We start from the raw sequence: 14,196 nt of genomic DNA on the forward strand, positions 1-14,196 counted from the left end.
TAATTGAAACAGTTGGACTCTAATGGGTAGATGGATTGGTGAAAATACTGATTGTTGATGACAGTAAGGCAACCTTAGAAATCGTCCGGCGTGCGTTGGAAGATTTTGGTTATCGTCGACTTTCGATCCAAAAAACCAATAGCGCGAAAAAAGCGTTAGAGCTGATTGAAAGCTGGCAACCGGACATTCTACTCACCGATTGGTATATGCCTGAAATGACGGGGCTAAATTTAATAGCAAGCACAAAAAGTGTCCATCCTCATATCAAGTCGGCTATGATCACTACAGTCGAAGACAGAGAGCAGATTGAGCAAGCGCTTACCGCGGGTGCAAGCTTTGTGTTGTCTAAGCCGTTTGAAAATTCCGAGCTACATCGCGCTTTATTGCCTTTAGTCCAAGGGCTTGAAGAAGATGAACTGGTGTTAGAAGCGGAAAGCGATGTTCAAGCAGAGCTTGCGCTACCTAAATTGTCTCAGTTAGCTAAGCTGCTGAGTAAAGAGGTGGGTGTGCCCATATTAGTGAACAACATTCAAACTCAACAGTTTGATGAGACAAAAGTCCCTTGCTTGTTAGCCGTGTATGAAGACAGTGAAAACCAGCGCCTTAAAGCGGTTGCGATGCTAGATGTCTATGCGGTGTGCGTGTTAGCCCAAGGAGGCAGAAAAGTCGCCGACACTGACCTACAGCAAGCGGTTCACAACAAGATGGTTTCTAAGCCAATTATTGATCAATGTCGTCAGGTTTTAGATAAAACGTCGATCGCCTTTCTCGATTCTAACTCGCGTAAAAGTTTGCGCTTAAAGAGCGTCAATTTTGTTGCCAAGCCGTTTGAAAAATTAGAGACCTTGTACCGAAAAAGTGCCGAAAGCCGACTCGACTTTTCTTGTCAATCCGGTCAGATGGCACAAGGAAAAATCACAGTAGTCGGCTTCTAGCACCTAGCTATCTCATCATCAATTCAAGCGACGTACTTCTAACAGCGTAAGTAAGCTGGAAGTCGCTTGGTCTATATCGTCATAGCGAAATGCTTTACCAAGAACCCGCATCCCCTGCATATGGCTTAACACCAGCGAGGCCAGTTGCTCAGAGGGTAAGTGGCTGATCACTCGATCATCTTGCTGACCATTAGCGATGGCTCGACTTATGATGTTTAGCAAGTGATCAAATAAACCATTGCCGGCTTTGAGCACCACATCATCTTCCCCTGCATGCTCGACTAAGGCGTTTTGCATAAAGCAGCCGCAATGTCGCTCACGTTGTATGGCTGCAAAGTCGAGTAAGAACGTGCTGAGTTCAGCGATATTCGCACTGGGTTTATCAAGCTCATTGATGCTAGGCACTTGCACCTGTTTGAGGTAGGTGTCTAAAGCTTCGTAGTAGAGCTGCTGCTTGTCACCGTACGTGTTGTACAAGCTGAAACGATTGATCTCTAGAACCTCGACCAGATCTGAAATCGCGGTGTTCGCATAACCTTTGCGCCAAAACAGCTCCATCGCTTGATGCAGTTTTTCATTTCTATCAAATTTACTTTTACGTGCCATCTGAAAATGATCCTAAATTTTTCTTGACTGATCGTTTAGATATTCTTTATTCTAATCTAAACGATCGTTCAGAAAAAGAAAAAAGGAACAGAAAATGAAAATTTACCAAACCGCTATGACTCCAAGCTGTCGCCGTGTATCGCTGTTTTTAAACGAGCTGGGTATTGAAGTCCCACGTATCGAAATAAACGTGAAAGAGGGCGATAACTTAACGGAAGAGTTCAAAGCGAAAGCAGTGAATGGCCGAGTACCATTGCTAGAGCTGGACGACGGTTCAACCATTTGTGAAAGCGTTGCTATTTGTCGTTACTTTGATGAAATTGCCTTTAACGATAAGAGCTTGTTCGGTATTACAACCAAAGAGAAAGCAGATGTTGAAATGTGGCACCGTATCATTGAATTCCAAGGTTTATATACGGGTTTTCAAGCGTTTCGCAACCTGACTTCTATCTATGATGACCGAGAGACTTGTGTATACGAGTGGGGAGCGGAGTCTAAGAATCGCGTGCGTGAATTTTTGCCTCAGCTTGATGAGCGTTTAGCGAACAGTGGCTATGTCGCTTCGGAGCGTTTCACTATCGTCGACATTACTGCGTACATCTTTGTTGGCTTTGCACAAAATGGCTTGGAGATTGAGGTATTAGAGCAATACCCGAACATCCGTCGTTGGTTTGAACTTGTGTCTTCTCGTCCAGCATTTCAATAAGGAGCTTTACCATGATTGAACTCTATACCGCAGCAACACCAAATGGGCACAAGATCTCTATTGCATTGGAAGAGATGGGGTTAGATTATCAGGTTCATGCACTTGATATCTCGACCAATATTCAAAAAGAGCCTGAGTACATCGCTATCAATCCTAATGGCCGTATTCCGGCGATTATCGATACCAGCAACGAAGACTTTGTTGTGTTTGAGTCGGGCGCAATTTTGCTCTATTTGGCTGAGAAAACCGGTCAATTTTTACCTCAAGATGAAAAGGCACGATCGAGAGTGATTCAGTGGTTGATGTTTCAAATGAGCGGTGTTGGACCGATGATGGGGCAAGCGAATGTCTTTTACCGTTACTTCCCAGAGAAAATTCAACCTGCGATCGATCGTTACCAAAATGAGGGGCGACGCCTGTTTGAAGTCATGAATACTCAGCTTGCCAAATCTCGTTATTTGGCTGGTGAGGAGTACACCATTGCCGATATTGCGACTTGGCCGTGGGTTCGAATTCATGAATGGAGTGGTGTCGACATCGAGGGATTGGACCACCTTAAACGTTGGTTGGACGAGATCGCCGAGCGTCCTGCGGTACAAAAGGGGTTAGCCGTTCCTCCACCATCAAGTGAAACTGCAGAAGAAAGAGCGAAACGCATTAGTCAAATGGTGACTCAGTAACAGACGGATAGACGGCTAAAGAAAAGCTAGCAAGTAGGGTTAGGTTGGGTAAACTAGCTCTACTTTTCTCTACTTTTCTCTACTTTTCTCTACTTTTCTCTATTTGGAGCGTTTGGTTTGAAATTACATTACACCGCTCTAGCTGCACTTGCGTGCGCTTTGCCATTCGTTGGAGCTGCAAAATCGGATTCTGAAACTGCCCGCGTGCTCTCACAAGCGGTCGGCGATTTAGACAAGGATGGGATTGACGAAAAAGCCATTGTGCTTGATCTGGGTGTTCAATACGATGAAGAGGATGAACACTCATTGTACGGTAGCGATCGCCAAATCTTGTTGTACAAAAACGTCGATTCTGAGTGGCGTTTATGGCGAGCGGTATCTGGAGGCGTTGCTGCCGATTCTGCAGGTGGTGCAATGGGCGATCCCTTTGTCGGCATCTCAATCCAGCGTGGAGCGTTAGTGCTTGAACACTTTGGTGGTGCGAGTCGCAAGTGGCACTCGATTCATCGTTTTCGTTTGGATAAAGCCTCGGATCAGTTCGAGTTAATCGGTTTTACCGGCGAGTACAGTGTTAATATCGGTTGTGATGGGCAAAAACTGGACTATAACTTGTCAACGGGGCGCGCCATCTATCAAACGATAAACGACTATTGCGATGAAGAAAGCCTGCGTACAAACCAGCAGGTTAACCTATTAATTCCAGTAGACGCTAAACCAAAACTGACAGGGTTTGTTCCCGGGATTAACGAAGTAAAAATAGAGCCACTTGATACAAGTTACTACTACTGAGTGTGATAGAAAAAAGCCGAAGTGATGTCACTTCGGCTTTTGTTGTTGGTGCTTATAGCGTTTGATTCAGTTGGTGGTATCGACCACCTTGGGCGAGCAGATCTTGGTGGCTACCTTGCTCTACAATCTCACCTTGTTCAATCAGACAAATGGTGTCCATCTTGTCTAGGTTTACGAGACGGTGAGTGATGAAGAGTACGGTCTTACCTGCAAAGTGCTGCTCAAACAACTGCATAATTTGCTTCTCGGTTTGCTTGTCGAGCCCTTCAGTTGGTTCATCCAATAGTAGGATTGGCGCGTTATGGAGTAGAGCACGAGCAATGCCAACTCGACGTTTTTCACCACCAGATAGTTGACGTCCGCCATCACCTAGCCAGGTATCCAAACCAGTTTCAGACAGTAATTTATCCAGTCCAACTTGGGTCAAAGTGGCAGCTAATACTTCGTCGCTTGCTTGTGGAGACGCCATCAACAGGTTGTCACGCAATGATCCGTTGAGTATATCTACGCGTTGGCTGACCACACTGATACTGCGACGCAGTTGGCTTTCACTCCACTGCTTGATAGGCTGCCCTGCGATAGAGACCTCGCCTTGTTGAACATCCCAATAACGGTTTAACAGCTGAATAAGTGTTGATTTACCAGAGCCAGTTTGACCAACGATGGCCACTTTGTGCTGCGCAGGAATGTGCAGATTGATGTTTTTGACTACTTGGTTATCGCCATCAGGGTAGTGGAATGACACATCTTGGTAATCAATCGTATACTGGTTGCTGTGTTTGGTTTCCTGCTCAGGGAACTGGACTTCCGGCTCAGAGAGAATAATGTCGTTCAAACGACGCGCTGAGGTTAGTGTCTGGCCTAAATGTTGGAACGCACCAGCAATAGGCATCAGAAGCTCAACACTTGCCATGGTCGCAAACACCACTAGCGCGATGAGGGGATCGGGCATATTGCCGCCGACACCGTCTGCTGCTAACCAGAGCATAAGCACGATCATCCAGCCGTTCGCCAGCATAAGCAAGGCTTGAGCAAGGCCTGCGAAATGGGCATTGAACTTCTGGTTTTGTAGCAACTTAGCTTGAGTGCTCAAGATAGCATCACGGTATCGCTCTTCAGCGCCGAATAGGGTTAGCTCACTGTAACCTTGTAACCAATCCAAAGTCGCAATACGCAGATCCGCTTTGTTCTGGGTTAACTGCGAGCCGTTTTGCTTGCCTAGCTTGTAAAACAGGACTGGCCAAGTCAAAACCAGAACGAGCAGTACGCCACCGAGGACCAGACCAAGCTCAGTATCAAACCAACAAACCAGAGCGGTGAGACCAGCAATACCTAATACACCAACAACCATTGGGCTAACGAGGCGTAGATAAACATGATCCATTGCGTCGATATCAGCAACAAGTCGGTTTAGTAAGTCTGCATCTCGTAGGTTTGAAACTCGACCGGGGATAAGAGGCGCAAGCTTCTTGAAGAAGAAAACACGTAAATCGGTTAGCAGTTTAAAGGTCGCGTTATGACTAACGACACGTTCACCCCATCGTCCGGCGGTTCTACCCATGGCAAAGCCACGAACAAAAGCACCTGGCAACATGTAGTTAAATGTTTCACGAGCGATGGTGAGTCCAGCAACTGCGGCCGCGGATAAAAACCAGCCCGACAGGGTTAATAGGCCAATCGAGGCCGCCAAGGTTAGGAAAGCTAATAGCATCCCCAGTGAAAGACCGAACCAGTGCTTTTTATACAGTTTTAGGTAGGGAAGTAAATCACGCATCAAGATTCCCCTTATTTTCTTGGTTCACATTCTGGTTTGCTTCAAGCATGTCTTTGAATAAGCCATGTTGGTTTGCAAGAGTAGCAAACGAGCCTGATTGAACAAGCAGACCATCTTGCATTACCAGCACTTGGGCAACATTTTGTAGAGGAAGCAGTTGGTGTGTCACCATAAGCGCTGTCTTGCCTTCAATTTGACCCGCTAAACCTTCCATGACTAGTCGCTCGCTTCGAGCGTCTAAACTTGCCGTGGGTTCATCCAGTAACCAAAAATGACCGTTTTGCACCATAGCTCTAGCCAGCGCCAAACGCTGAGCCTGCCCGACTGAAAGGCCACCTGAACGGTCAGATATTTGGTATTCCAACCCATGACTGTTAACGAACTCTGCGGCGTGAGATTCTTGTAAAACCTGCGTAATACGCTGCTCGTCAACGTTGGTATTACCTAGCGTAATGTTATCTCGGATTGAGCCGTGAAGTAGCAACGGGTTTTGGCCAACCCAACTGATGTTTTCGCGCCAATTGGTTAGGTCTAACTCTGTACGCTCAATACCGTTAATAGTCAGTGAACCTTGATAAGGCAAGAAACCGAGAATGGCATTAATCAAGCTAGTTTTTCCTGCGCCACTCGGGCCGACAAGGGCCGTGGTGGACTGCGCGTTAATCTCGAAACTCACTGGACCAACTAACTTAGTGCCTTCTGGGGAGTAAACTTCGAGATTGTCAGCTTTGATGGTGATCGACGATTGTGGCTCGAGCTTTGTGTTACCCGAACGTACGGTACTCACGTCAGTTTCTAGGAATTCAACGATGCTTTCTGCTGCTCCAACCGCTTGCTGCTTAGCATGATAGAAAGTGCCTAGGTCACGCAGTGGCTGATAAAACTCTGGCGCTAAGACCAAAATGAATAGTCCGGCAAACAGAGTGACCCCTGTGCCGTAGTCACCAAAGTTGAGTTCACCAATGAAAGCAAAACCAAAGTATACCGCGGTCAATGCGATGGAGATTGACGTGAAAAACTCAAGAACCGCAGAGGAAAGGAAAGCAATCTTAAGTACATCCATTGTGCGAGTACGGAAAACCTCAGAAGCGCCGTGCATCACTTCAGTTTCTGCTTTGGTGCGATCGAAAAGACGAATGGTCGTCATCGACTGCAAGCGGTCATAAAAATGACCAGAAAGTCTTTGCAGAGCTTTGAAATTCTTTCGGTTCGCATCTGCAGCTTTCATTCCCACCAGCGCCATGAATAGCGGAACAAGTGGTGCCGTCAGTAAGAAGATCAATCCTGCCGCCCAGTTGACCGGGAAAACGACGATCAGAATGACAAAAGGTACCAATACCGACAGTGACATTTGTGGCAGATAACGGGCGAAAAAGTCATGCATGTCTTCGACTTGTTCAAGCAACAAGGTTGCCCAAGAGCCAGCTGGTTTTCCTTTAATGTAGGCAGGGCCAAGTTCACGTAACTTGTCTAGGATTAGCTGACGAATGTAGACGCGAATTTGTTCGCCGCAGCGATAGCCCGCCAACTCTCTTCCCCAAGAGCATAGCGCTCGAAGGCCAATTGTGACGGCAAGGCCAATAAAAGAAGGCAGTAGTTCAAACTTGTCGACTTGCTCAATGATGAGCGAGTGAAGAATGGTGGCGAGCAAGGCCGCTTGACCCAACAATAACACACTTGAAAGTACGCCTAGGCCGACAGCGAGACCCAACCAGCGCTTTGCCAGTTTGCTCTGCTGTTTCAGCCACTTATTCAAGTCGCGCTGTTTCTTTTTATCCATTATGAAGGCTTAATGATAATTATTATGACAATTTGAGCCGGGCATTATACAAAAGAAAGCCCCACGGGAATACCGCAGGGCTTTAAGGTTTTGAGCTAAAAATGAAAAATATTATTCAGTAAGTGTAAAATTATTCACCATCAGCCAGGGCATCAAGGAAACGCTCAGCATCAAGGGCAGCCATACAGCCTGAGCCCGCGGAAGTAATCGCTTGTCGATAGTTATGGTCCATCACATCGCCCGCAGCAAAAATACCCGGAATGCTTGTCTGAGTTGCGTTGCCTTCTAAACCTGATTGGACAATGATGTAGCCGTCTTTCATCTCAAGCTGGCCTTCAAAAATCCCCGTGTTAGGCTGGTGGCCAATCGCGATGAACGCACCCATAACATCGATCTGCTCAATAGCGTTTGATTGCGTGTCTTTAATACGAACGCCAGTCACGCCCATATCATCACCAACAACTTCTTCTAGTGTACGATCTGTGTGGAGAACAATATTGCCGCTCTCAACTTTGTCCATTAGGCGCTTAACCAGAATTTTCTCCGCTCGGAAGCTGTCACGTCGGTGGATCAAATGAACTTCAGATGCAATGTTGGATAGGTAAAGCGCTTCTTCAACCGCTGTATTACCACCACCAACGACAGCAACTTTTTGATTGCGATAGAAAAATCCGTCACACGTTGCACACGCTGAAACCCCGCGTCCTTTAAATGCTTCTTCGGATTCTAGGCCAAGGTATTTCGCTGATGCGCCCGTTGAAATAATTAATGCGTCACAGGTGTACTCGCCGCTATCACCCTTTAGGCTGAATGGACGCTGGCTAAAGTCGACTTCGTTAATGTGATCAAAAAGAATCTCAGTTTCAAATCGCTCAGCATGCTCTTTCATGCGATCCATTAACCCTGGACCAGTAAGCCCTTCTGGGTCCCCTGGCCAGTTTTCAACTTCAGTCGTGGTCGTGAGCTGACCACCTTGCTGCATCCCCGTTACCAATACTGGATTTAAGTTGGCGCGTGCCGCATAAACCGCTGCTGTGTAACCGGCAGGTCCAGAACCAAGGATAAGTAATTTACTGTGTTTTACGTCGCTCATTTGTGCTCCATAGCGGTGACGCTTAATTATTGTTAACTCATACGATTATATGGGGCTTGAATGGTGGTTAACAAGGGGAGTAAGTGGAATAAATGGTTATAGGTTAGAACGCTGTGGATGAGGTTTTTGAGTGATTATTTTCCTCTAAACTTATGAATTTAAATAATTAAATTCCTTTTGTAGTGAAGTTGTCTAGTTTTGCAACATTCATCTTTTCTAAACTGGTTATTGATACTGCAAAATTAAATAATGATGGTTTTATGTGTTGAATTATTATTTTTGATGGTTGTAAATTCCAATAAAAGTTGATCTGGCGATATAAGTGCGTGAATAATGATTGTGAACAAGATGTTAAACAGATAATACTTATGTACATTCATTAAGGAGATGATGATGTTACATACTCGCGAAACAACCCTACAACTCACTAAATTGAGTGACAGTGCAATTGCGCAACTTGCCCCTTCATTTACAAAACTGCCTAATACCGAGCATGCCGACGGTAAATTCCGCTTACGTCGTTACTCAGTGATTGAATTCCGAAATGGTCAAGTGATCGATTTGCACAAAAACGAGTTCATGCAAACCGATGATATCAATCGTTTTCAAGGAAATGTTGTGCGTCAGTTTGAGCCAGTTGAAGCGACAACACTTGAGAGTGAAGGGATGCGTGAGATCTGCGAAATGTTCGCTAAGTCAAATGCATTAGTCGACGGTCAAGAGATCGAGATCCATCAGATCCGCATTTCGGCGGTGTATGACGAAACGCAAGTTGCACCGGAAGGGGTCCATCAAGATGGCTTTGAGCATATCGCATTGATCGGGATGGGACGCCATAACATCGAAGGTGGCGACATCATGCTGTACAACAGCTTTAACGAAGCTCCTTTCTTCCGTAAAGCGCTACAAAGTGGTGAGGTTGCAATGCTCGCCGATAATAAACTTTGGCATAACGCGACTCCGATTCGTTCTGTAATCGAGGGCGAAGCGGGTCATATGGATGTATTTGTACTAACAGCGAAGGAAGCGGTGAATGAACTTCACTCCTAATTTGGTAAGGGCGCAGTTTAGCGCTCTTCAGCAAACCTATAAGAACATGCCTGTTGTCTTTCTTGATGGACCTGGCGGATCTCAGGTTCCTCAGTCGGTATTAGAAGCGATGAATGCCTACTTAGGCTTCTTCAATTCAAACCTGGGTGGTCACTATTTTTCCAGTCAACAGACAACGGATTTGATGAAAGATGCTCGATACTATGCGGCTGCATTGGTCAACGCCGAGTCTGGAGATAACATCGTATTTGGCGCTAATATGACATCGCTAACGTTTCAGCTAAGCCGCGCAATCAGTCGAGATTGGCAAGTCGGCGATGAAGTGATTGTGACGGCGCTGGATCATTATTCAAATGTGTCGAGTTGGCAGCAAGCGGCTGAAGATAAAGGTGCGCTGGTTCACCAAGCTCGTATCGACGAACAAGACTGCTCGCTCGATGTCGAGCATTTGCTCTCATTGATCAACCCAAACACTAAACTGGTGGCGCTAACATACGCGTCGAACACCACTGGGTCGATTGTTGATGTTAAGCGTGTGGTAGACGCAGCCCACCAAGTGGGTGCCATGGTTTACGTTGATGCCGTTCACTACGCGCCACACCATTTGGTGGATGTGCAAGAGTTAGGCTGTGATTTTCTAGCCTGCTCTGCTTACAAATTCTTCGGCCCTCATGTCGGTATTGCTTATGTCGCCCCTAAGTGGTTGCAGGAACTTAAGCCTTATAAGGTAGAGCCTGCGACGAATCTGGGGCCAGGCCGCTTTGAAACCGGGACCCAAAGCTTTGAAGGGTTGGCCGGCGTGATCGCTGCGGTGAAATATCTTTCTCAGTGGGGCGAGCATGAAGCCAGTCTACGCGAGCGATTAGTCCAATCCTATCAGCAGTTCAACCAGCATGAATCGGCAATCAGCGAGCGTTTCTTATCTCGATTGGCAGAGCTTGAAGGCGTTAAGTTGTGGGGTAAAGCTGAGGCTAACAGTGAGTTAAGAACGCCTACGTTTGCACTTACGTTCGACGATCACTCACCGGAAGATATCGCTCGAAAGCTTGGTGAGCAAAACATCTGCGTTTGGAATGGTCACTTCTACGCGCTTGGTCTAGTACGTCAACTTGGTTTACAAGAATCGGGAGGGGTGGTGCGTATTGGCTTTATGCATTACAACACCTTGCAAGAGGTCGACAGCTTATTTGATGAGTTGAAGCGAATTCTTGGCCAGTAGTTAAAAGACCTCTTTACAGAGGTCTTTTTAGTTTCATTAGGCTGAAACTTCCACTTCGTATGAGGTGAATTTGCGAATGTTAATTACGCCCGTATCAAAAATCATGTATTGACCTTTAATACCTTGTAACACCCCAGTGACTTCGGGATTCTTATCAAAGTTGTGAGAGGTTATCTTCGTCGGATGCTGTGTGACTGGATAACGGATAGAGGTAATATCACCACTGAGAATTTCAATCGCATCCTCACCATATTGAGAGCGAATTTCCGCAATTTTTTCTTCTACCAATGGCAGCAGTTCTGCAAAACGCTGTTCTAGCGCGATTGGGTCACCATCCCCTTTTAATAGGGTACGCCAGTTCGTTTTGTCGGCGATGTGCTTGGCTAACTCAACCTCAATTAACCCCGAAATATGGCGGGTTTTCACTTTGAAAATCGGTAATCCTTGAGTCGCACCTTGATCAATCCAACGCGTTGGGATTTGTGTGTGGCGCGTGATACCGACTTTTAAACTCGATGTATTTGAGAGATAGACGAAGTGATCAACCATGCAGTTTTCTTCGCCCCATTGTGGTTCACGACATGTCCCTTGTTCGTAGTGACAAGTTTCAGGTTTCATTATGCACATATCGCAGCTTGCCAGCTTCTTCATACATACAAAACAATGACCTTGTGAGTAGCTCTTCTTGGTTTTTTTACCACATGAACTGCAGAAAATATTGCCTGTGTGAGTGAGGGTGATCGACTTACCGATAAAAGGGGCGAGATCGACTAACTCATCACCCACGGGTAGGCGGTAGTGAACTTCACCGTCTAACGAAGCACGCATTTTATTTAGCGTACCTTTTGCGATTAAAGACATGACATTGCTCTTTTTATTTAATTATTTGATGACCGCGAGAGTGTTGTTTTATGCGGTTAGTGACAAGTATAACAAAATAGTTGTTTGAGGTTCAGCTATGACTCATCGACAAGTTTGGCTTTGACGCTTGATACGTTTGCTTGGGAGACGCTGCGATAGACATGCTTTGCTACAATTTTTTCGGCATGCTTCTCGTTTTTATGGAATAAATTGCGCATAAAAGTGAGTAAAATGGAACTAAAGTACCAGAAACAACAAATCTGGCTGCTTTAGTTGCTAGCTTGTTTTAATGAGGTTCAAGTTGAAAGGTATCCATAAGGTGACTCTCACGTTAGTGGTTGTCACGGTTCTAATAATGCAGTTGTATTGGATCTATGGCGGTAGCTTAGTCTATCCAGTTAAGCCGAGTGAATTCATTTTTGAAGCAACGAACGACCAAATTGCGGGTGGTCATAGCCAGTCATCAATCAGCTTTGATAATGAGACAGCTATACTCGATTGCCAGTTGGTCAAAACCGACGATTACCCTTGGCCCTATTGTGGTGTCTCCATTAGCCTTACCGACAAAGTTTTTGAGGGCAGGGATCTCGACCATTTTCATACGGTGCGAATGAACATTGACTTTGAGCGTGTGGACGAGCCGAGTAGTCCGAGAATGCGTTTTTATCTGCGTAATTTTAATCCAGCGTATTCTCAAGTTGATAACGAATATACGCACAAATATAACGGCTTGGAGTATATGCCAGGGACAAGCAGTGGTGCTATCGACATTCCGATTGAAAACCTCCAAGTGATGACGTGGTGGCTAGCGGATAACAAGATACCAATTCGCTACTCTGCACCCGAGTTTAGCAATGTGACCAAAGTGGAACTAGCAACGGGCTCAGGTATCTATGAAGGTCAATACCGAATGAGAATTCACAGCATTGAGTTTGTGGGTAACTATGTTTCTGGTGAGAGTCTGATGTTTGGCCTGTTGCTATTTTGGTTGGCGCTGGCGTTAACCTATAGCGTGGTTGAAATCCGTCGTAGTCATAAAATGATTCTCCATGCTCATTTTCGTCAAGATCATCTTCGTAAGCTCAACAAAGAGCTCAAAGAGCAGAATATCCATTTTGCTGAACTCGCCAGCCGAGATGCACTGACAGGAGCGATGAATCGTCATGCTATTCGAGATTGGTTAGATAAAAACTATGATGAAACGAATAAGCTAAGCAAAACCTTGTCTGTTCTCTATCTCGATATTGATCATTTCAAATCAATCAACGATTTGTACGGCCATTCAATGGGCGATGACATACTGCGTGAGTTTACCATGGTGGTCCTGAGTTCATTGAGTGCCAGTGAACGTTTAGTGCGCTGGGGAGGTGAAGAGTTTGTGGTCTTTTGCCCCGGTCGTGGGCTTGAAGAGGCCAGCGAGTTAGCTGAACAGATTCGTCGTAAAGTGGAAGCGCGTATCTGGATACACGGTGACAAGCTCACGACCAGCATTGGGGTAGCAACACTCGGTGAAGAGCGTACCAGCGATATGCTAATTCGAGCGGATGAAGCCTTATACAGCGCGAAACGGCTGGGTAGAAATCGAGTCGAAGTTAATCGTTAGTCGCCGCCGCACCAGAAACCGTCGTGCTATTTGTCTGAACAGCAGCGCTCACGGCTTGTTCTTCAACTATCGCCTCTGATTGTTCAAGGATGGGCTCTTTAGGGCCTAAGAACTTGGGCTTGGTGTTGGTGATGTAAACATCGAGAAATGCTTTTGCGCGCGCGAAAACTTCGCGAATGCGTACTTTTAAACCTGAATGCTTTGTTGGTCCGGGCACCGCGAAGCACTTAGCGTTGATGTGGTGTGAGTTGGCGATAAACAGTGCGCGTTCACAGTGGAATTTTTGCGAGATGATCAGAAAATTATCGGTGTCGAAAATCTCCTTGGCGCGCACAATTGAATCTAAGGTTCTGAACCCGGCATAGTCGAGGAAAATGTTTTCTTCAGGGACTTCTGCTTTCAATAGGTCTCGCTTCATCGTCCACGGCTCATTGTAAGAGCGATGAGCGTTGTCTCCACTAAGCAAAAAATTATCTATTTTCCCTTCGTTATACAGCTCAATCGCCGCTTCAATGCGATGTGAGTAGTATTCGTTGAGTATTTTGCCCAAATACTTACTGGTGCCCAATACCACAGCGACATCGAAGTTGGTGACTTGTTGATGGTGAGTGAAAACTTGATCCTTCGCTTGATAAGAGATCCAGCGATCGATACAAAATAGTGTAATAGACAGTAGGATTGCCACAACGAGCAGGTACTTGGCGGCCTTTAGCGATAGAGCTAAATAGTGTTCGAAAGAGTTATGGCGATGAAAAAGTCGTCTCACTAAATTTGTCGATTCCGCTGTGCCCATGTACCTATCACTATAAAACTGACAATAACGATGGCAAACATGATGCCAGCATGCAAATCAGCCAATGTCCGAGCTAGGTAAGGTGTTGCTTTTACAATGATTAAGCCGTATCCAAACGCGTTAATCAAGATGAAAACAACCGTTCTGATGACAAAGTTGTGATTTCGTAACGCGCCTCTTAACAGGCGGTTAATTTCACCGCCGGCCATAACGAGTAGACAAGCGACGAGTGCGGTAGCTATTTCACTCACATAAGGAAGAAGAAGCTGACCGGCAGGAGAGAGAAATTCAAATATCGGCATAAATG

14 protein-coding genes are annotated in these 14,196 nt (G+C 45.8%); 7 read left to right on the forward strand and 7 right to left on the reverse strand.

The window, feature by feature from the left end; genetic code table 11:
* Positions 1-38 precede the first annotated feature (38 nt).
* Positions 39-935: a response regulator gene (locus RH45_RS10240; protein WP_008076762.1), complete on the forward strand. Its 897-nt coding sequence runs from the start codon at positions 39-41 to the stop codon at positions 933-935.
* A gap of 18 nt (positions 936-953) precedes the next feature.
* Here RH45_RS10240 and RH45_RS10245 read toward each other — a convergent pair whose 3' ends face one another.
* Entirely contained in the window at positions 954-1,541 is a 588-nt protein-coding gene (locus tag RH45_RS10245) for a TetR/AcrR family transcriptional regulator (RefSeq protein WP_008076763.1), read from the reverse strand.
* A gap of 94 nt (positions 1,542-1,635) precedes the next feature.
* Here RH45_RS10245 and RH45_RS10250 point away from each other — a divergent pair, with 94 nt between their 5' ends.
* The 3 genes from RH45_RS10250 to RH45_RS10260 all read left to right on the forward strand — a co-directional run bounded on the left by RH45_RS10250 (position 1,636) and on the right by RH45_RS10260 (position 3,716).
* Entirely contained in the window at positions 1,636-2,247 is a 612-nt protein-coding gene (locus RH45_RS10250) for a glutathione S-transferase (RefSeq protein WP_008076764.1), read from the forward strand.
* Between the two features lie 11 nt (positions 2,248-2,258).
* Complete coding sequence (locus tag RH45_RS10255; RefSeq protein WP_008076765.1) at positions 2,259-2,927, forward strand: glutathione S-transferase family protein; 669 nt, start codon at positions 2,259-2,261, stop codon at positions 2,925-2,927.
* Positions 2,928-3,044: 117 nt separating this feature from the next.
* Complete coding sequence (locus RH45_RS10260) at positions 3,045-3,716, forward strand: hypothetical protein (protein WP_008076767.1); 672 nt, start codon at positions 3,045-3,047, stop codon at positions 3,714-3,716.
* 52 nt (positions 3,717-3,768) lie between these two features.
* Here RH45_RS10260 and cydC read toward each other — a convergent pair whose 3' ends face one another.
* The 3 genes from cydC to trxB form a co-directional block, all read right to left on the reverse strand.
* On the reverse strand, positions 3,769-5,490 hold the full coding sequence (gene cydC, locus RH45_RS10265; RefSeq protein WP_008076768.1) for a heme ABC transporter ATP-binding protein/permease CydC: 1,722 nt from the start codon (positions 5,488-5,490) through the stop codon (positions 3,769-3,771).
* Positions 5,483-7,270, reverse strand: coding sequence for a heme ABC transporter permease/ATP-binding protein CydD (gene cydD / locus RH45_RS10270; protein WP_008076769.1), 1,788 nt, complete (start codon positions 7,268-7,270; stop codon positions 5,483-5,485). Before cydD ends, cydC begins: the two co-directional genes overlap by 8 nt.
* Positions 7,271-7,400: 130 nt before the next feature.
* Positions 7,401-8,363, reverse strand: a complete 963-nt coding sequence (gene trxB / locus RH45_RS10275; RefSeq protein WP_008076770.1) for a thioredoxin-disulfide reductase — start codon at positions 8,361-8,363, stop codon at positions 7,401-7,403.
* Positions 8,364-8,753: 390 nt separating this feature from the next.
* Between trxB and RH45_RS10280 the strand changes: the two genes are divergently transcribed.
* Positions 8,754-9,413 carry a 2OG-Fe dioxygenase family protein gene (locus RH45_RS10280; protein WP_071986175.1) on the forward strand — a complete coding sequence of 220 codons (660 nt, stop codon included), beginning with the start codon at positions 8,754-8,756 and terminating at the stop codon, positions 9,411-9,413.
* Positions 9,397-10,632, forward strand: coding sequence for a cysteine desulfurase-like protein (locus RH45_RS10285; RefSeq protein WP_008076775.1), 1,236 nt, complete (start codon positions 9,397-9,399; stop codon positions 10,630-10,632). Before RH45_RS10280 ends, RH45_RS10285 begins: the two co-directional genes overlap by 17 nt.
* A 36-nt stretch (positions 10,633-10,668) precedes the next feature.
* Here RH45_RS10285 and RH45_RS10290 read toward each other — a convergent pair whose 3' ends face one another.
* Positions 10,669-11,493 carry a DUF2797 domain-containing protein gene (locus tag RH45_RS10290; RefSeq protein WP_008076776.1) on the reverse strand — a complete coding sequence of 275 codons (825 nt, stop codon included), beginning with the start codon at positions 11,491-11,493 and terminating at the stop codon, positions 10,669-10,671.
* Positions 11,494-11,782: 289 nt separating this feature from the next.
* Here RH45_RS10290 and RH45_RS10295 point away from each other — a divergent pair, with 289 nt between their 5' ends.
* Positions 11,783-13,096, forward strand: a complete 1,314-nt coding sequence (locus RH45_RS10295; RefSeq protein WP_050796255.1) for a GGDEF domain-containing protein — start codon at positions 11,783-11,785, stop codon at positions 13,094-13,096.
* Here the strand turns inward: RH45_RS10295 and RH45_RS10300 are convergent.
* Together RH45_RS10300 and RH45_RS10305 are read right to left on the reverse strand one after the other, a co-directional pair.
* Positions 13,086-13,862, reverse strand: a complete 777-nt coding sequence (locus RH45_RS10300) for a SanA/YdcF family protein (protein WP_008076778.1) — start codon at positions 13,860-13,862, stop codon at positions 13,086-13,088. The genes RH45_RS10295 and RH45_RS10300 overlap by 11 nt on opposite strands.
* Entirely contained in the window at positions 13,862-14,191 is a 330-nt protein-coding gene (locus tag RH45_RS10305) for a DUF3392 domain-containing protein (RefSeq protein ID WP_008076779.1), read from the reverse strand. The genes RH45_RS10300 and RH45_RS10305 overlap by 1 nt, the downstream gene beginning before the upstream one ends.
* Positions 14,192-14,196: the final 5 nt, after the last annotated feature.

The sequence above is a fragment of the Vibrio sinaloensis DSM 21326 genome (genome assembly GCF_000189275.1).
GTDB classification, from domain to species: Bacteria; Pseudomonadota; Gammaproteobacteria; order Enterobacterales; family Vibrionaceae; genus Vibrio; species Vibrio sinaloensis.